Source organism: Streptomyces sp. NPDC001027, from assembly GCF_040299045.1.
GTDB lineage: Bacteria > Actinomycetota > Actinomycetes > Streptomycetales > Streptomycetaceae > Streptomyces.
This window is the reverse complement of the sequence record NZ_JBEPBI010000177.1, coordinates 1-16034: the sequence shown is the minus strand read 5'-3', so window position 1 is coordinate 16034 and position 16034 is coordinate 1. Positions and strand designations below refer to the sequence as shown.

Genomic DNA, 16034 nt, shown 5'->3' with positions numbered 1-16034 from the left:
CGACCCGCTACGACAAGACCGCCGAGTCCTACCAGGCAGCCGTCACCCTCGCCTCGCTCCTGATGTGGGCGTGACATTTGAAGACAGCTCCTAGGAGCGGGCAGGAGCGGGCAGGGCAGGGGGTGCCGGATGGGCCGTGAACAGGCGTCGTGGACCCGGGCGCGGCTGGGCCGTCACGGACCGCCCCTCGATCTGCTCACCGCCCGCTTCGAGCAGCATGTCTACGCCCCGCACGCGCACGAGGAGTTCACGGTCGGCGTCTGCGTGGACGGCTCGGAGATCATCGACTACCGCGGCGGCCGCATCCGCACCGGTCCCGGCTCCATCGTCGTCCTCGCACCGGACGAGACCCACACCGGCGGCCCTGGCGACGACGACGCCGCCGGCTACGCCTACCGCGCGCTGTACGCCGGGCCCGCCCTCCTCTCCGAGGGCACCCTCGGCGGTGTGCCGCACTTCCGCGAGCCTCTCCTCGACGACCCCGAACTGGCCGCCGCCCTGCGCCGGGCGCACACGGAACTGTCCGCCTGCCCCGACCCGCTGGAGGCCGAGTCGCGCCTTCCATGGCTGCTGACGGCCCTGGCTCGACGCCACTCGACGGCCCGCCCGGTGTGCGACACGATCCCCGGCGCCGAGCACATCGCCGGCGCTGTCCGCACCCGCCTCGCCGACGAACTCCTCGCCCCGCCCTCGCTCGCCGAACTCGCCGCCGACCTGGGCCTGTCCCGCTACCAACTCCTGCGCGCCTTCCGGACGACGACCGGCATGCCGCCCTACGCCTGGCTCGCCCAGCACCGGGTCGCCCGGGCGCGAGCCCTGCTGGAATCGGGCCTGCGCCCGGCCGAGGTCGCCGCCCTGGTCGGCTTCGCCGACCAGGCCCACCTCACCCGCTGGTTCCGTCGCGTCCTCGGGGTCACGCCGGCGGCGTATCGCAACAGCGTTCAAGACGCGCGGTGACGCGACCGCAGACACTGCGGGCATGACTGCACGCGGCTGGTTCCTGTTCTCCCTGATGGGAGTCATCTGGGGCATCCCCTACCTGTTGATCAAGATCGCGGTGGAGGACCTCTCCCCGTCCATGGTGGTGTTCGTGCGCTGCGCGCTCGGCGCCCTCCTCCTGCTGCCCTTCGCGCTGCGCCAGGGCGGCCTGATCCGCACCGTGCGGGCGCACTGGGCGCCCATGCTGGCCTTCGCGTGCATCGAGATCATCGTTCCGTGGTTCACCCTGACGGACGCCGAGCGGCACCTGTCGAGCTCCACCGCCGGCCTGCTGATCGCGGGCGTCCCGATCGTCGGCGTGCTGGCCGCGCGCTTCCTCGGCGACGCGGAGGTGCTGGGCGTACGCCGTGTCGTGGGCCTCGCCCTGGGCCTGGCCGGCGTCGGGGTCCTCACGGTCCCGCACCTGACGGGAGGCGATGCCCGCTCGCTCGGCGAGGTCCTGCTGACGGTGCTGGGCTACGCCACGGCCCCCCTGATCGCGGCACGCCGCCTGAAGGACGTCCCCACCCTCCAGCTCATCGTCCCCTGCCTGACGCTGGCCGCACTGGTCTACGCCCCGGCCGCGGCGGCCACCCGGCCGACCGAACTCCCCGCCCCTTCGGTGCTGGCGGCGCTCGCGGGCCTCGGCGTCCTCTGCACGGCGGTGGCCTTCGTCGGCTTCCTGGAACTGATCCGGGAGATAGGTCCCACCCGCTCGACGGTCATCACCTACGTGAACCCGGCGGTCGCGGTGGCGGCAGGCGCCCTGTTCCTGGACGAGTCCCTGACGGCCGGCGTCCTCGCGGCCTTCGCGCTGATCCTGACGGGCTCCGTCCTGGCGACGGCGGCGAGCCCGAAGCGCGACGCGGCCCCGGGCCCGAGGCAAGGGGTGGCCTCTGGCGAGGTGCACGACGCGGCCTCGGGACCGAAGCGCAGGCTCGGCCCGGTACCATGGTCGACACGGCAGACGAGCCGGGCGGGCGGCCGCGTGGAGTCCCTCACGGGACTTCCCGAGGAACGTCCGGGCTCCACAGGGCAGGGTGATGGCTAACGGCCACCCGGGGTGACCCGCGGGACAGTGCCACAGAAAACAGACCGCCGGGGACCTTGGTCCCCGGTAAGGGTGAAACGGTGGTGTAAGAGACCACCAGTGCCCAGGGCGACCTGGGCAGCTAGGTAAACCCCACCCGGAGCAAGGTCAAAAGGAGCGCCGTGAAAAGCGCTCTGCGCGGACGTTCGAGGGCTGCCCGCCCGAGTCCGCGGGTAGACCGCACGAGGCCGGCGGCAACGCCGGCCCTAGATGGATGGCCGTCACCGAGGCCCTCGCGAGAGACCTCGGCACAGAACCCGGCGTACAGCCCGACTCGTCTGTCGCTCCGTATTTCCGCAGGTCAGAGGCCGTGTTTACTAGCTGAACAAACCCTCGGGGTCGAATCCGGGGCGAATCTGAGACTTGGGTATCGTCGTTTCCGTCCCCCGCCCGTGCGGCACATCTGGACATTTTGGTCGTTGAACATGATCCAGTGTCGCCCTGGAGGGGACATCTCGGATGCTGATGCATTCGTAAGTACATGTACGAGGTGTCTCCTCCGCCCCCGCTCGGGCGGAACTTGCGCACCGACTGCGCGCCCTGCAGTGCGGCGGCCTGTCGAAACATCCCTCAACTGCAGCGGAATCCGGAAATGGTCGCTGGCGCGAGCATCTCGCTGAATGCTCCTGCCGGGAAATACCACTGGTTCTGGCGACGGCGGTCATCTGATGCACGGGCGCGACTCCCGGAGCTACGGAAATCGCGGTCCCGACGCCCCCGCTCCGCCGCACTCCCCTGATCGAGGTGGCCCGCGAGGTCGCCGGCGCCGCGGAGAAGGAACAGGAGCGCGAACTCGCCGGCCTGTGGTGAGCGTTCGACTGCCAGCCCCTCCTCACACGGCCCCGCCGGCTGCCCCTACGACATCGACGAACTCGCCGAGATGCCCGCCGTGCGGGACCTGCGCGCCGTCGTCCGCCGCACCGACGCCCTGTCCGTCGTGCGGCAGTCTCCCTACGCATGCCCCGTGGAGTTCGCCGACGCCCCGGACCTCGAAGCGTGGTGGTGGCAGCTGTAGGTCCGGCAACAGGGCGTCGTATGGGCTCAGCCGACCCCGCCGATCACCGCCTTTCCCTCGGCTGCGGCGGCCGCGAAGAACGGTCCCAGGTCCTCCAGCCCATGGTCCTCGCTCTCCCCGGTCCAGTCGGCCGCCGTGGTACCGGTGGTGGCCCAGCCCTCGGCCACCAGGCCCTCGGCGACCTGACGGACTTCGTCGGGGGTGAGGACGAAGGCGGGTCCGTAGCCGGACTCGTACTCCTTCTCCTCGACGGCGGCGCAGCCGTGGCCGGTCGATCTGGCGAGCCATGGGTAGGCCTTCGTCCAGTCCGCGGTGCCCTCCTCGGCTTCGGCGCGGCCTTCGGCGATGGTGCTGAGGATGCGGTGGTCGCATCCGTAGGAGTCCGCCCCTGTGCGGAACGCGGAGAGTACGGACCCCTCCCGCACTGCCATGAGCAGTGCCGGTTCGATCTTGGTGAGCTTCAGCCACATGGACATGGGGTCAGGCTTCCCTTCGGCATGTTCATCTCCCGCCGTCACGGATCAGGAGCAAGTCGCGGCCTTGGGCGAGGGCCGCGTCGACCCACGCCGGGAACGACTCGTCGAGCAAGGGCACCACTTCCTCCACATCGTCGTCGCCGCCCGGCAGGAGGTCGTAGTCGTCATGGATACGGTCGGTGTCGAAGGCGGTGAGTTCGTCGCGGATTCGCTGGAGGTCCTGGAGGGGCGCGAGCATGAGGAAGGGCCAGGGCCAGGGCCATGGCTCGGGTGCCTGTGTGCCGTCGGTCCAGGGGAAGGTCCAGCAGCGTCCCCAGAGTTGGGCGAGAGTGGTCAACCCCCAGGAACGGAACGCTCCTTCCAGGTCCTGCCAACCCCTTCCCGGCAGGACCACAGCCGCCCGCGGACCTTCCTCTTGACATGCAGGGAGAACGTGTCCGCGTCGTCATGGTTCCAGCGGCTCACGGCACCGACATGCTGACTCAGGTACTCGAACGACAGCGTCTCCCGGTCCATCAGCAGGCCAGGGATACCTTCGACCGAGCCGTGCAGCAGATAGAGACACATCAGGTCCACCGGATGCGTGTCGTGTGCCAGCCGCGTAAAGAATCCGCCGGAAAAACTGTCCCGCAAAGGTGGCTCCAGCCGTCCCGCCCTCTGCCGTGTCGTGGGCTCAGGGCAAATCTACGGCCCTCTTGGGCCAGCACAACAGTCGAATGGATCAGTAGGGTCGAGCCGCGACGGATGTCGCGCCAGGACTGGAGAGGGTGCCATGTTGTTCGGGTCGCGGGCCGGATTCGGTTTGGAGTTCCACGTCGAACGGGATCCGTCTCTGTTGTGCGTCGACGTCTTCGTCGGCGGGCTCCATGTGAACGCGTGGGACAACGCTTTCTACGGGCCACTGCTGGTCAAGAAGCTCAAGGACGAGCTCGATCGCTCTCGCGCGCCGACCGCGCGGCCGGTGAGTTTCGGCTCGCCGTTCGAGGCGTTTCGCCTTGCCGAGGATTGGATGCTCGACGACGCCGGTACAGGAACGGCATCCGAGGCCGGGGCGGAGCTCGCGAGGTGCCGGTTCCTGGACTGGGGCGAGTGCACCGATCGGGTGCTGGCGTTCGCCTTCCCCGACGGGGACACAATCCACCTCGCCTGTCGGGTACACGGTGACGAGGGTCCGTGGGCGTCAACGGTGGTTTCGGTGAGCCGGACGTTGTTCGTCGAGACGCTGGAGCGCGGTCTCGTCATCGCCGAACGCGAGTTGTCTGCCCGTCTTGCCGTCCTGAAGGCCCGCAGGCACTCTTGTGACGGCGGGGACATGCCCAGCGCGCGTCCTCTCTGACGGCTTGTAGGTGGGCGTTGCTGCCGTAGGCGGCGTCGGCCATCCGACTGGCGGCGTCATGTCCCAGCGGGCCAGAGTGTCGAGCATGTCCAGAGCAAGGCGCCACTTCTCGCGGTACGTGACCTCGGGCGGGACGCGGGCGACGGCCCGCCGGCGGGCGTCCGACGCTCACTCCTCGGTCAGGAGTAGCCGCCATTGCAGGGGACACGAGGTGGTGTCGGTCGCGGCGTGGACGCCGACCGCGGCCTGACAGTTCGCCCTTTGCCCGACGATCTGCATTCTTGCGGGACGACGGCGACCGGCAGCTGTCCGCCCTTGGGCACCGACACGTCCTCGATCGCCCAGGCCGTCGGGTGGGTGAGGGGCGGCACCCGCTCACAGATCCGCCACTGTGCAGGCACTGGATCCAGTTCGACTGGTTCACGAACTGCTGCGGGTTCTGCTCGTTGCCGTCCGGTAGTCGCGAGGCGATGGCCTGGATCGATTTGCGGCGTCCGTCCAGCACGAGCCCCACAGCTGGCGGCTTCCGGTCTGGGTACTTGTGCTTCCCACCGCGCTCGGCCCACCGCCGCCCGCGGTGCGGCTGGATATCGAGGGGGCAAGAATGCGGAATGGTTCGGGTTCCAACCAGGCCGCCGAGACCTGTCCGCGGTGGAGGGGCCCGCTGCGGGTACCGCTCAGGCCAGTTCCTCCGACACGACGTCGGTGGCCCGGCCCCGAGCGTTCGTGGCGGTTATCGAAACAGCGTCGAAGGCGGCATGCCGGGCGACCTCCAACGGAATACGACGACCGTCGACGAGCGTGACGAAGTCGTGATCGTCGGCGTCCGCGAAGGACTGACGTTCGTCCTCCCAGTCGATGTTGTAGCCGGCCCAGACGACCAGCTCGAAGGTGTCCTCGCCATCAGCATCGACATATACCTGGTCGGCGCGGCGGGTGCGCAGTCCGTCCTCGTCCCAGCTCTCGCAGAACATCGCGTCATAGCCATGCACCGCGCCATCGAACAGCAGAATCTGCTGCCCCGACTCGGTGACCGCATACAGCAGCGCGGGCAAGTCGCCACCGACGATCAGCCCTTCGAACAGCTCCCCGTAGTAGCGCAGCTGGAATCGAGTCCGGCCGTCCTTGGATCGCAGCCGTGCCGCCCAGCCGGCCTCCAGCAGCCCTGCCCAGAAATTCCCGGTCACGTTACCGGGACGGTCAGCCGACTCGGTCAGGCCGATCAGGTGAGGCGGCCCAGGGCGCATGGCCGTTCCGGACACGGATATGTCATTCGTCATGTGCTCAATCATCGAGTATCCGACCCAGACAGGCCAATGGCCCCAGGGTCCCTACGCATGCCTTCGATCCCGTCCGCGGTACCTGACCCGGGGAAATTCTCGCCTGCCACACAGATGTCGAATACAGGTCGTGACAGCTGCCCGAAATGGTTACTCTACTGGCGGGCTGGCCGGATCTCGCTGAGGTCCCGGCCAGCTGCGGTCTGGGCCGAGCGCTGCGCTCGGCCCAGAGGGAGATCGTCCACTTCCACTCCGACCGGCACGCTGACCTGCATCTCACCGCCGGCGTCATAGGGCGTCTCGAAACCGACCTCGTCAGTTCGCCTGCGATCCGGCTTGTGCCGGGTTCGCAATGGGTGACGATTGGCCTGCGCACCAACACGGACATTCACCTGCTCATGACCTTGGTGAGTCTCGCCCTCAAGACGCATCAGACGTGTCCTGTTCCAGGCGACACGCCATCGGTGGCGTGCAATGATCGTTTCGCGCCTCCCTTGCGCGCGAGGCCCCCAGGGGGCAGTTGAGGGCCGCTCCCTTCAGGCAGGTTGAGGTATGACGGTCGATACACGCGAAGCGGACGCCATCAGGCAGTCACGGAGCGCCTCAAGGGCCCACTCTGCGAGGCACACCGTTGAGGAGATCGAGGCCGCGGTAGCCACAGCGCACGCATCCTTCAGTGATCGGCGCATCCGCGACTTCGTCCCCGTGCTGGTCGAACGCAAGGCGCGGGCCGCATTGGACGCGCCCTCAGGCTGAGGAACTCGTCCTCGTCCGCTTCCTAGGGCGCAGCACGCCCGGCGAGGGCCGCGTACCAGCTGGCGGCGGCCGCCAGCATCGCGACCGCGGCGATCCTCGTGATCAGGCGCAGGTGGGCGTACCTCAACAAGGGTGCGGCCGCCGAGGATTCCCGACCTGGACCTGAGTCGCCGGCCACTCCAGTCATGGGCGGCCGACCCCGGTTCCTCCCCAGGGCCGGGTCCCTGGTCGGCCGTCAGAGGACGGCGATGAATCCGCCGAAGGGGGCGGTGTCGACTGTGATCCGGGGGCCGTGCGCGGTCGTCAGGCGCAGGGCCGGGTCGGTGGTGGAGGTGTCGGCGAACAGCTGGAGCGTGGTCGGGGAGTGGATGTCCAGGTCGCGGAGGTCGAAGGTCAGCTGCTGGGCCTGGCCGGTGGGCGGGGTGTAGTCGGGGGCGGAGGTGTCGAGGCCGACGGGCATGGTGAGTGTCTTGCCGTTGACGCCGGCGATGTACCAGGTGCTGCCCTTGCGGCGGGCGACGACGACGTGGCTGGCGGGGTCGGCAGCGAGGAAGCGGGTCTCGTCCCAGGCGAGGGGGACGGTGCCGAGCAGTTCGCGTACTTCGGGGGACTGGCCGAGGTATGCCTCGGGGCTGTCGGCGAAGCCGTTGAAGCCGGACTGGTAGACCACGGTGAGGGCCAGCTCGTGGGCGTGGGTGGTGTGGCGCGGGCTCTGTGGCAGGGCGTAGGGGGACAGCAGGGTGGTGCCGTAGTCGAAGGCGCCGACGATGTTGCGGCTGATGGCCGCGATGGTGGCCTGCTCGGGGATCTGGTCGGCGAGCGCCTTGGTGTTGGAGTAGTGCTCGCTGGCGATGCCCGCCTCGACGCCGAGGAGGTGCGGGTAGGTGCGGTCCCAGCCTCGCGGGATGGTGGTGTTGTGGAGCACGATGTGCAGCTTGTAGCGGCCTGCGTCCTCGATCACCTCGCGCTGCCAGGCGATGAGCTGCTGCTTGTCGGCCTCCCACATGTCGACCTTGACGCCCGCGACGCCGGCATCGCGCAGCTTCTTGAAGTGGGCGCGGCGGGTGACGGCGTCGACCATCAGATCGCGCGGGGTGCCGGTGCCGGTGTTGTTGGCGCCGCCGGAGTTGTGCCAGAGGAAGAGTTTCAGGCCGCGTCGGTCGGCTTCGGCGACGATCCGTTCCAGGGGGACACGGTTCCCGGCCGCGTCGGTCATCTGGTCCCAGCGGGCGTCGACGAGGGCGTAGGGCCAGCCCATCTCCTTGCCCAAGTCGAACCAGTGAATCGTCTGCTCAAGGCTCTTGGGACTGTTGTGGTCCATCATCCAACTGAAGGTCGCGGCGCCGGGGCGGACCCAGGAGGTGTCGTCGAGCGCGCAGGGGACGCCGAGGTCCGTGGCGAGGGTGGTGTTGGCGACCTGCGCGGCGGTACGGGCCACGGCGACGAAGCGCCAGGGCGTCTGCCAGTGGCCGCTGACCTGGGGAGTGCCGGGGCCGAGAGTGCCGAGCGCCTCGTCGTCGTAGGGGAAGGCGATGGTGTACGTCACCTGGCCGGCGGCCGCGCTGAGGGCGGGCTGGGCGAGGTGGCAGGCCGGGTACGTGCCGTCCATGCCGGACTCACTGGCCAGCACCCACCACTCCTGGCCGTCGTGTGCCGCGGTGCGGGCCAGCAGCGGGAAGGAGGCGCCGCGCGGCGAGGCGGTGGCGTCGCCCAGCGCGGGAATCGTGTGGTGGTCGCGGGGGATGTACCACTCCTGGTACTTGGGCTTCTGAACCGTGTAGGGGAGGGTGAACTGGGCTCCGCCGTCGGCCGGGACGTTGAGCGTCAGGCCGGTGGTCTCTCCCACCACGGTGTGCGTGGCGCCGTCACCGCGGTCCGGGAAGCGGTACCGGAACGCGGCCCCCTCGCTGTCGGCACGCAGCAGGATGTCCATCGGCAGGCCCTTTACGTTGCGCACCGACACCACGCGCTCGGTCATTTGCTTGCGCACCCGGGAGACCTTGCCCTGGAGCAGTTCGTACTCGACGTCCACCGGCCTCGGACGGCCGCGGTCGGTCAACGCCAGACGCCCGGCGAAATCCGCGTCGCCCATAGTGAGCCCAAGAGGGCTGGGCGGAACGACCTCAATGCCGCCCACCGCAACGGCGTACGTCGGGGTGCCGGAGTCCAGACGCAGCGTCACCCGTACCTGTCCGCACGGAGAGACCACCACGACCGGGCCGGCGCCGTTCGTTGCGGTGGCTGCCTGCGCGGCCCCTGCGGCCAGCGGAATCGTCAGGGCCGCGGCGGTCGTGGCTGCACCGGCGACGACGGTTCTCCGGGAGATCTGACCGGGATTCTGGTGACTCATGGGGATACGGATCCTTGGTATCGGTTGGACAGAACCCGGCCGACTTTGTTCGCCGGGGGTGAACCGACGAGGTTCCGCATCTGAACGATCATTGAGCAAACCGCTACCAAAACACCGAGACGGCCAGCCAAAGCACTTTCTTCTCGGCGTCCCGGCCCGTCGTCGTGGCGGGGACGCCGACGGAGGTGTGGATGCTCTGCGTGTCCAGGACCACCAGGCTCGGATCGGCTAATCGCTTCCGCTTCTCCCGCAGCTGCCGGCGCAGCAGGTCGTGAACGTCCTGGTCGGTGCCCTCGTCACGCCAGAGATAGGAGTAGTACTTCACCGCTCCCGGTGGAGCCATGTCGTGCGGCAGGAACTCCCACTGACACCCCGTGCGGTTCTGGCAGAGGATCGCGTTCACGATCTCCCGCATCGCGTACTTCCCCTGATGCCCGCTGACCGACGGATGCCGGGCCTTCCACGCCGTGATCACGGGTTCAACGAGCTCCCACGGCTCGTCGGTGAGATCGCTCGGGTACGGCTTACGCATGCTCATGCCACAACCCAAGCGACCCCCGAACTCCCGACCGGCAGCAATGCCCCACTGTCACCCACGAGACCCCCAGCCGTACCAACGGACAGTACTCTCACGAACGCTCCACACCTCACGAATTTGCGCGGCCGCTGAATCGCCCCGGGCTCTATCGTGTCGTTCATGTCCGGTGGTGCGCGTGCTGATACGACTTCCCGACTCCGATTCACCCTGACCGGCCACGAACGCGGCATCTGGTCGCTCGCGACAGCCGTGGTGGACGGCCGGCCCGTCGCCGTCACCGGCAGCAACGACGAGACGGTCCGTATCTGGGACCTCAGAGATGGCCGACCCGTGGGCGGTCCCCTGGTCGGCCACAACGGCCTCATCTGCAACGGCGAAGTATGGTCGCTGGCGACAGCCGTGGTCGACGGTCGTCCCGTCGCCATATCCGGCGGCGGGAGCAATCTCATACAGATGTGGGACCTGACCACGGGCCGACATGCGGGTCAGCCACTGGATCAGAGCATCGGCCGCATGTGCGCGGTGGCGACGACTGTGGTGGACAGGCGCCCCGTGGCCGTCGCTGGTCATGCCGATGGCACGGTACGGGTGTGGGACCTGGCCGGCCGCCGACAGATCGGTGAGCCCCTGACGGGCCACAGAGACTGGGTGGAGGCTGTGGCGACGACCGTGGTGGACGGCCGACCCGTCGCCGTCACCGGCAGCAACGACGGGACGGTACGGGTGTGGGACCTGGCCGACCGGAAACAGATCGGTGAGCCTATGGCAGGCCACACCAACGAGGTACGCGCAGCGGCGACGGCCGTGGTCAGTGGTCGTCCCTGCGCCGTCACCGGCGACTTCGACGGGACGGTACGAGTGTGGGACCTGGCCACACGTCGGCCCGCTGTCGAGCCCCTGGAAGCGTGCCGCGAGGTGGGAGCGGTAACGACAGCGGTGATGGGAAGCCGCCTCATCGCCCTGGTCGGCAGTGGGGACGGGACGGTACGGATGTGGGACCTGGTCACCGGTCGGCCACTCGGCGAACCCCTGGAAGGCCACAAGGGCATGGTCTGGGGCGCGGCGACGACTGCGGTGGACGGCTGGCCCGTCGCTGTCACAGGCGGCAACGACAGGACAGTGCGGGTATGGGACCTGACCGGGCTCGACACGCCCGCCTGCGGACACACCGGCTGAACACACATCGGGTCCAGCGGATCGGATGCGTGTCGGGTGCGTAGACGCACATCAAGCAGACCGTGTCCGGGCGACGTTGGCGGTGTACGGCGCTGACGTGTTTGCCTCGGTGCCGCGCGAGGACCAGCGGGCCAAGTCGACTGCTGTCTACGGGAACTGATGCTGGACGGCAGCCGCGAACCGATCCAGGCCCTGGCCTTGCGGTTGCCGGACGGCGACGAGCAGGACCTGCAGCAGTTCGTGAACCAGTCCACGGGGGTCCGGTGCCGGTGCAGCGGTGGATCCGCACGGGTTTCTTGCGGGCAGTTCGCCCGCGTTCGTACTACCGCCGCCTTACTGTCTCCGACGTCACCGGGCCGACCGACGGATGCGCCGTCGGCACGGGAGGTCCGACTCTGTCGACGCCTGAGCCGCCACCCGGACGGCCGCTTCCAGCCGCGCGACGATCACTCCCAGGACCCACGGCGGAGACCGGTCGGCCGGCTAACCCTGCACCGCGAGCCGAGCCAGGTCGAATCGGTGGGCGGCGAGGTCTTCAGAGCGGATGAGCCAGTAGAGAGCGCCCTCGTCGCCCCAGGTCATCTTCGCGTCGCTGTCGCTGCCGAACTGGGCCAGCAGGACCCAGCGTTCGGCTTCCTGGTCCAGCGGTTGGTCTCCCCACACATGCATGCCCCCGAGTGCCGCGTTCGCGATCTCGTACTCCACAGGGCCCTGGACGGGCACGGCGTGGCCGCCGACCTGGTGGTCGATCCGGGTGCGCAGGTGCCCGAAGGCGCGAACGAAGGGTTTGAGTCCGGCCGGGGTGTCGCGGGGCCGGGGCCAGTGCCGGGTGTCGCCAAGCAGGGCTTGCCTGGCCTGGGGCAGCCACAGGTCCGGGGCACTTTGCTCGGTGTCCGCGCCGAGTTCCACGCGCGGGAACGCCTCCAGAACAGGGGGTGTTTCCACCGGGAAGACGGGGGTGCTCTCCGGGATGTACAGCACCTGGGCCCCGGCCCAGGTCTCGGGGTCGTCGGCGGACACGATGGCGTCTTCGTCCACCTGACCGTCGAAGTGGAAGAAGAGCAGGGTTCCGTCCTTTGGGAACTCCTCAGCAAGTCCGTCTCTGGGCAGTGCGGCACACCGCACCGAAGCGACGAAGGACAAGGGCCCGTATCCGGGCCACTCGGGCCAGCCGACCCCGGCGGGAAGCTCCGGGGCCCCGCCGAGGACGGCCACGGTCCGCTCGGCGGCTTCGGCGTGGCGCAGGCGTACGCATGGGCGCAGCAGCGCTGTCCAGCGCTGAACAAGGTCACCGGGAAGATGTTCTGCGGCGAGCCGCGAGTATCGCTTGTCAGTCATGGCATCCATCATTTCCGGCCCCACCGACACTCACCCTCCGGAACCGGGCCCCCAACTGTTGGATTACGTAGCCGGTTACGTGGTTATTCTGAGCGCCTCAGCAGACAACAGCCACCGCCACCCCAACACCGCCCCAACCGTACCCGCCGGACTCGGGCCCTGCACGCCTACCCGAGCCGGCGCAACAGCAACGCCGGCCACTCCGACGTTCTCGCCGCACGACGTCGAGAACGGGTCCGCGTACGCAGCGAGAAAGGCACCCGCCGGCGAGGGAGCCCCATCGTCGAGCCCATGGCCCGACCGAACCGTCCTGCGCATGCGGCACACCGCACGTTTCCCGGATCACCGCCTTTGCCGGCGGCCGTCGCCTTCGAGGCCTTCGGCGAGTTCGGCGCACAACTGGTTACGGGTGCGCACCAGAATCCGGCCGAGCATGTTCTTGCCGTTCCCGGTCCTGCCCCGACCCCAGTAGTGATCGGTGGTGGTGTCCTCGACGATCTCTTCCTCACCGGTGGACAGCAGGATGTCACGGATATCTGCGTGCGCACGGAATTTGGCCGCCACCGCACGGCGCATCACGTCGTCCTTGACCCGCTCCCAGTCCCTCCGTAGGGGCTTGGACGAGTCACGGCCCAGCTCCGCCGCCCGCAGCGGCGTGCGCGCGCGCCGGATGAGTTCCGCGTGGCGGGTGTCCTTGAACTTCTGCGCCTGGAAGTAGTGTTCCGAGGTCGGCCACCAGACCCCGTCGAGGTCGAAGCCGTGATCGGAGAAGTTTGAGAAGCATCCATAGGGGACTTCATCGGCGCCATAGAAGTAAATCGTCATGAGAACCTCACATGTGTTACGGAAACCCGCGCCGTGTCAGGCATACCCCAACCCCGGCAATGGTTCTTCCGCGCCAGGCGGACAGCCGACCGCCACGACTACCCGCAGCCCACCCAACCGCCCATCAACGGGCGGTGGCCACTTCCGCGCTTCACGCCGGTCCGAGTGGGAGTCCTGAACCCTCACGCAGGGATTCGAGTGCGCCGGGGACCACCGCCCCAATACGCAGTGTCGAGGTGATGTAGGAATAGTGAGCCACTACGCGGCTCGATCGGTCGACAAAGCTCAGCCAGTGACCACCCTTCTGCATCTCGCGAGATCCGATGAAGCCCAGCAGTGGCTCGACAGCCACCAATTGGTCCTCATGCAGCCGGCATGCGGCTTGGTACGGAGCCGCCCAGACTGCCTGCCTGCCGGCGACATTGATCAGGAAGGCCGACAGTCTCCGGGCTTCGCTGTACCACTTCCCGCCCGGCTCGGCCCGTCCGTGGACCCTGGGGTCGGGCCAGCCGGCATCGTCCGGGCGCACACTCCACGCCGCGGGCCCCTGGTTCTCCCCGCAGAAGACCAGTTGTCCGTCCGCAAGGCTCAGGTCCCGGGGAGCGCTCAGCCGGAGCGTGTGCTCGCGACCGTCCATACCCATCAGTTCCGGGTGCCTGCCGGCCACGGTGTAGTAGTCACGCAAGGCGTCCGGCAGGCTGATCCCCAAGCGGTCCTCGGCAGCCGTGATCTCGTCATCAGCGCATCCGTCGTTCGGAGTCCACGCACCGAACATGGCCGACGTGAGGTCCTGGAGCCCCTTCTTGATCACTGCGAGCCCCCATTCGAACGCGCGTCTCCCTCACCGTCGGTTCCAGGGGCGGACGGTGAGGCGCGGTGGGTGTCGAGCGGCCGTTGCCCGTCCGCGCGGGCGGCGTGCCAGTCGGACCCTCGTCCTCCAGGCACAGCGGTCAGCGAGTCGAAGACTTCGTCGGCCTCGCCGACCGCGACAGCCGGATCGCACACGCGGTCGACCAGTTCCGTGGTCGAATCGCCGTCGGTAGCCGTCGCGTGCGGGGGCCGTACCCGGGTGCCTCTGGGCGTACCGCAGTCCAAGTCGGATATGGCGGTGGTGGACGGCCTGCCGATCGCCTGCGCTGTGCCGGCCGGCGCGGGAGTCCCCGCTGCTGGACATGTTCGAGCGGGCGCAAAGATGACTTCACCCGTCACTACCATGTCCCCCTCCGACCAGCCATGACTGTGCAACCAGACATGATCGAAATGCTAGATGCCCCACGAACGCCAGCCCACCCCTCACGGGCCCGCTGCAGCACACTTCCGTGGAGAGTTGCGTAGTTCCACTGACGCTGTGCCCGCTTGCCGCGTCCGCACTCCAACCGGAAGGGGCTCTATGCGACGTCCGCGTCGGGCTCCACCGACATCGTCGCCGCAGCCGGTCACGCCAACGAGCAGCCCGGACAACAGCCACGGGTCCGGTTCGACGTGAGACTTCAAGCCGGATTCGGTCGAGAGGTCGTCAAGAGCGGACCGAGCATGACCTACCGTCAGTGGCGGGTCCGTGCGCAGAACGCGTTGGTGGGGTTGACTCGCAAAGGTCAGAACAGCCGGACAAGATTGTCGACGACGTAGGTCGGCTCGCGCCGGGTGAACAGGTTGGGTGCTGGTGTCCCATGGAGACAGGGACGTGCCGTGCGGGTTGGCGACCACGTTGGGAGCGAAGACGCAGATCGCAGTGCCGGCCGGCTCGGTCGACTCCACTTGCGGCAGCCACTGGTCAGCGTACGAAGCCCCCGAAGAAGTACCTCGGGGACAACCGGAACGAGGTGGCCGTCGTCCTGGGCGTGGATGGCTTCGACTCACATCGGTTCGAGGTCGGCGATCCCGGCCTCGCCCATAAGTGACCGCGCGGATTGGTGAGGCGCCGACGGGCTGCGGATCTGGGGTCGCCGGGCAACTGGCGGCTTCATCGGTGACGTTACGTAAATGGTGCGGTGGGGGCATCGGGTTGGCGGTGGCGTGTCGGTGAGGGCTGCTTGGATGCAGGTATGTCTGATGATCTGCACGTTGACGGGGCCGGGGATGTGCCTTCCGGGGTGGATGGGCGGTTGGCGGATCCAGGGTTCCTGGTGCATGCCGATCCGGGGGAGGTGCTTGGGCTGGTGGATGCGGCGTCGGGGCCTGCTGCGCGGTTGGCGGCGGCGGTGTACCGGGCGTCGGCGCATCTGCTCCGGGGTGCGACGGCGGGGGTACGGCGGCAGTTGCTGGCCTTGGACGCTGCTCGGTACGGGGATCGGGAGCTATCGGCGCGGATCAACGCCACACCGGTGGAGGGAGTGTCGACGGGGCCGTGGGGTGTGGAGTGGGCCGCTGGCATGGTCGACCACTGCCTCTGGCAGCCTCTCGCCGGCCACACCAGTGGGGTCTCGGCGGTGGCGACGGGGATGGTGGACGGTCTTCCCGTCGTCGTCACCGGCAGCTACGACATGACAGTGAGGGTCTGGGACCTGACTACCGGCCAGCCCGTCTGCGAACCGCTTGGCCACACTGATGAAGTGAACGCAGTGGCGGTGGTGGAGGGGTGGTCCGTTGCTGTTACCGGCAGCGACGACTTCACGGTACGCGTCTGGGACCTGGCCACCGGCCAGCTCATCGGCGAACCCCTCAGCCACGCTGACAAGGTGTTGGCGGTGGCGACGGGGATGGTGGACGGTCTTCCCGTCGTCGTCGCCGGCGGCTGGGACGGGGCCGTGCAGGTATGGGACCTGGCCCGGTACCAGCCTGTGGGCGAACCGCTCACCGGGCACACTGGCCCGGTGTTGGCGGTGGCGACGGGGGTGTTGGAGGGACGTTCGGTCGCCGTCACCGGCAGCGACGAC

At 68.5% G+C, this 16034-nt stretch carries 17 protein-coding genes, 1 other RNA gene and 3 pseudogenes; 10 read left to right on the top strand and 11 right to left on the bottom strand.

Translation table 11 applies throughout. The annotated features are described in order from the left end of the window. Nucleotides 1-129 precede the first annotated feature (129 nt). From ABT300_RS32170 to ABT300_RS32155, 4 genes and pseudogenes are all read left to right on the top strand, one after another. Nucleotides 130-957 carry a helix-turn-helix domain-containing protein gene (locus ABT300_RS32170; RefSeq protein ID WP_351683191.1) on the top strand — a complete coding sequence of 276 codons (828 nt, stop codon included), beginning with the start codon at nt 130-132 and terminating at the stop codon, nt 955-957. Between the two features lie 22 nt (nt 958-979). Further along, a pseudogene (locus ABT300_RS32165) lies at nt 980-1759 on the top strand (DMT family transporter); the annotation flags it as partial. Between the two features lie 187 nt (nt 1760-1946). Continuing rightward, nucleotides 1947-2349, top strand: an RNA gene (gene rnpB / locus ABT300_RS32160) — RNase P RNA component class A. A gap of 599 nt (nt 2350-2948) precedes the next feature. Next, nucleotides 2949-3083, top strand: coding sequence for a hypothetical protein (locus ABT300_RS32155; protein ID WP_351683189.1), 135 nt, complete (start codon nt 2949-2951; stop codon nt 3081-3083). A 26-nt stretch (nt 3084-3109) separates the two neighbouring features. Here the strand turns inward: ABT300_RS32155 and ABT300_RS32150 are convergent, their stop codons facing one another. The 3 genes from ABT300_RS32150 to ABT300_RS32140 form a co-directional block, all read right to left on the bottom strand. Continuing rightward, nucleotides 3110-3559, bottom strand: a complete 450-nt coding sequence (locus ABT300_RS32150; RefSeq protein WP_351683186.1) for a hypothetical protein — start codon at nt 3557-3559, stop codon at nt 3110-3112. A 25-nt stretch (nt 3560-3584) separates the two neighbouring features. After that, complete coding sequence (locus tag ABT300_RS32145; RefSeq protein ID WP_351683184.1) at nt 3585-3797, bottom strand: hypothetical protein; 213 nt, start codon at nt 3795-3797, stop codon at nt 3585-3587. 95 nt (nt 3798-3892) lie between these two features. Then, on the bottom strand, nt 3893-4192 hold the full coding sequence (locus ABT300_RS32140) for a hypothetical protein (RefSeq protein ID WP_351683182.1): 300 nt from the start codon (nt 4190-4192) through the stop codon (nt 3893-3895). Nucleotides 4193-4331: 139 nt separating this feature from the next. On the opposite strand from ABT300_RS32140, the gene ABT300_RS32135 reads away from it, so the two are divergent. Next, the gene (locus ABT300_RS32135; protein ID WP_351683180.1) at nt 4332-4895 is read left to right on the top strand and encodes a hypothetical protein; all 564 of its coding nucleotides are present in this window, start codon (nt 4332-4334) and stop codon (nt 4893-4895) included. 13 nt (nt 4896-4908) lie between these two features. On the opposite strand, the pseudogene ABT300_RS32130 reads toward ABT300_RS32135, so the two are convergent. Then, nucleotides 4909-5406: pseudogene (locus ABT300_RS32130) on the bottom strand (transposase); the annotation flags it as partial. A gap of 166 nt (nt 5407-5572) precedes the next feature. Then, a complete protein-coding gene (locus ABT300_RS32125) occupies nt 5573-6175 on the bottom strand; it encodes a hypothetical protein (RefSeq protein WP_351683177.1) in 603 nt (200 codons plus the stop codon). Between the two features lie 146 nt (nt 6176-6321). Here ABT300_RS32125 and ABT300_RS32120 point away from each other — a divergent pair, with 146 nt between their 5' ends. Both ABT300_RS32120 and ABT300_RS44585 read left to right on the top strand, forming a co-directional pair. Then, nucleotides 6322-6699, top strand: a complete 378-nt coding sequence (locus ABT300_RS32120; protein ID WP_351683174.1) for a luciferase domain-containing protein — start codon at nt 6322-6324, stop codon at nt 6697-6699. Nucleotides 6700-6727: 28 nt separating this feature from the next. Continuing rightward, nucleotides 6728-6931 carry a three-helix bundle dimerization domain-containing protein gene (locus ABT300_RS44585; RefSeq protein WP_502978038.1) on the top strand — a complete coding sequence of 68 codons (204 nt, stop codon included), beginning with the start codon at nt 6728-6730 and terminating at the stop codon, nt 6929-6931. 22 nt (nt 6932-6953) lie between these two features. Here ABT300_RS44585 and ABT300_RS32115 read toward each other — a convergent pair whose 3' ends face one another. From ABT300_RS32115 to ABT300_RS32105, 3 genes are all read right to left on the bottom strand, one after another. Then, the gene (locus ABT300_RS32115) at nt 6954-7118 is read right to left on the bottom strand and encodes a hypothetical protein (protein ID WP_351683171.1); all 165 of its coding nucleotides are present in this window, start codon (nt 7116-7118) and stop codon (nt 6954-6956) included. 48 nt (nt 7119-7166) lie between these two features. Continuing rightward, nucleotides 7167-9281 carry a glycoside hydrolase family 97 protein gene (locus tag ABT300_RS32110; RefSeq protein ID WP_351683168.1) on the bottom strand — a complete coding sequence of 705 codons (2115 nt, stop codon included), beginning with the start codon at nt 9279-9281 and terminating at the stop codon, nt 7167-7169. 103 nt (nt 9282-9384) lie between these two features. Further along, entirely contained in the window at nt 9385-9819 is a 435-nt protein-coding gene (locus ABT300_RS32105) for a transposase (protein ID WP_351683165.1), read from the bottom strand. Between the two features lie 159 nt (nt 9820-9978). Here ABT300_RS32105 and ABT300_RS32100 point away from each other — a divergent pair, with 159 nt between their 5' ends. Together ABT300_RS32100 and ABT300_RS32095 are read left to right on the top strand one after the other, a co-directional pair. Beyond that, nucleotides 9979-10995, top strand: a complete 1017-nt coding sequence (locus ABT300_RS32100; protein WP_351683163.1) for a WD40 repeat domain-containing protein — start codon at nt 9979-9981, stop codon at nt 10993-10995. Between the two features lie 25 nt (nt 10996-11020). Then, a pseudogene (locus ABT300_RS32095) lies at nt 11021-11363 on the top strand (transposase); the annotation flags it as partial. A gap of 115 nt (nt 11364-11478) precedes the next feature. Here ABT300_RS32095 and ABT300_RS32090 read toward each other — a convergent pair. The 3 genes from ABT300_RS32090 to ABT300_RS32075 form a co-directional block, all read right to left on the bottom strand. Beyond that, nucleotides 11479-12333, bottom strand: coding sequence for a YwqG family protein (locus tag ABT300_RS32090; RefSeq protein WP_351683161.1), 855 nt, complete (start codon nt 12331-12333; stop codon nt 11479-11481). 342 nt (nt 12334-12675) lie between these two features. After that, entirely contained in the window at nt 12676-13158 is a 483-nt protein-coding gene (ybiA, locus tag ABT300_RS32080; RefSeq protein ID WP_351683159.1) for a riboflavin biosynthesis intermediates N-glycosidase, read from the bottom strand. Nucleotides 13159-13309: 151 nt separating this feature from the next. Beyond that, on the bottom strand, nt 13310-13969 hold the full coding sequence (locus ABT300_RS32075) for an SMI1/KNR4 family protein (RefSeq protein ID WP_351683157.1): 660 nt from the start codon (nt 13967-13969) through the stop codon (nt 13310-13312). A 1234-nt stretch (nt 13970-15203) separates the two neighbouring features. On the opposite strand from ABT300_RS32075, the gene ABT300_RS32070 reads away from it, so the two are divergent. After that, the coding region (locus ABT300_RS32070) for a WD40 repeat domain-containing protein (protein ID WP_502978037.1) at nt 15204-16034 on the top strand (831 nt) is incomplete at its 3' end.

Coding starts and splice junctions, on each gene's coding strand:
- ABT300_RS32170 (WP_351683191.1), top strand. CDS start 130: ATGGGCCGTGAACAGGCGTCGTGGACCCGGGCGCGGCTGGGCCGTCAC.
- ABT300_RS32145 (WP_351683184.1), bottom strand. CDS start 3,797: ATGCTCGCGCCCCTCCAGGACCTCCAGCGAATCCGCGACGAACTCACC.
- ABT300_RS32090 (WP_351683161.1), bottom strand. CDS start 12,333: ATGACTGACAAGCGATACTCGCGGCTCGCCGCAGAACATCTTCCCGGT.
- ABT300_RS32150 (WP_351683186.1), bottom strand. CDS start 3,559: ATGTCCATGTGGCTGAAGCTCACCAAGATCGAACCGGCACTGCTCATG.
- ABT300_RS32110 (WP_351683168.1), bottom strand. CDS start 9,281: ATGAGTCACCAGAATCCCGGTCAGATCTCCCGGAGAACCGTCGTCGCC.
- ybiA (WP_351683159.1), bottom strand. CDS start 13,158: ATGACGATTTACTTCTATGGCGCCGATGAAGTCCCCTATGGATGCTTC.
- ABT300_RS32115 (WP_351683171.1), bottom strand. CDS start 7,118: ATGACTGGAGTGGCCGGCGACTCAGGTCCAGGTCGGGAATCCTCGGCG.
- ABT300_RS32135 (WP_351683180.1), top strand. CDS start 4,332: ATGTTGTTCGGGTCGCGGGCCGGATTCGGTTTGGAGTTCCACGTCGAA.
- ABT300_RS32155 (WP_351683189.1), top strand. CDS start 2,949: ATGCCCGCCGTGCGGGACCTGCGCGCCGTCGTCCGCCGCACCGACGCC.
- ABT300_RS32105 (WP_351683165.1), bottom strand. CDS start 9,819: ATGAGCATGCGTAAGCCGTACCCGAGCGATCTCACCGACGAGCCGTGG.
- ABT300_RS32120 (WP_351683174.1), top strand. CDS start 6,322: ATGGTTACTCTACTGGCGGGCTGGCCGGATCTCGCTGAGGTCCCGGCC.
- ABT300_RS32100 (WP_351683163.1), top strand. CDS start 9,979: ATGTCCGGTGGTGCGCGTGCTGATACGACTTCCCGACTCCGATTCACC.
- ABT300_RS44585 (WP_502978038.1), top strand. CDS start 6,728: ATGACGGTCGATACACGCGAAGCGGACGCCATCAGGCAGTCACGGAGC.
- ABT300_RS32125 (WP_351683177.1), bottom strand. CDS start 6,175: ATGACGAATGACATATCCGTGTCCGGAACGGCCATGCGCCCTGGGCCG.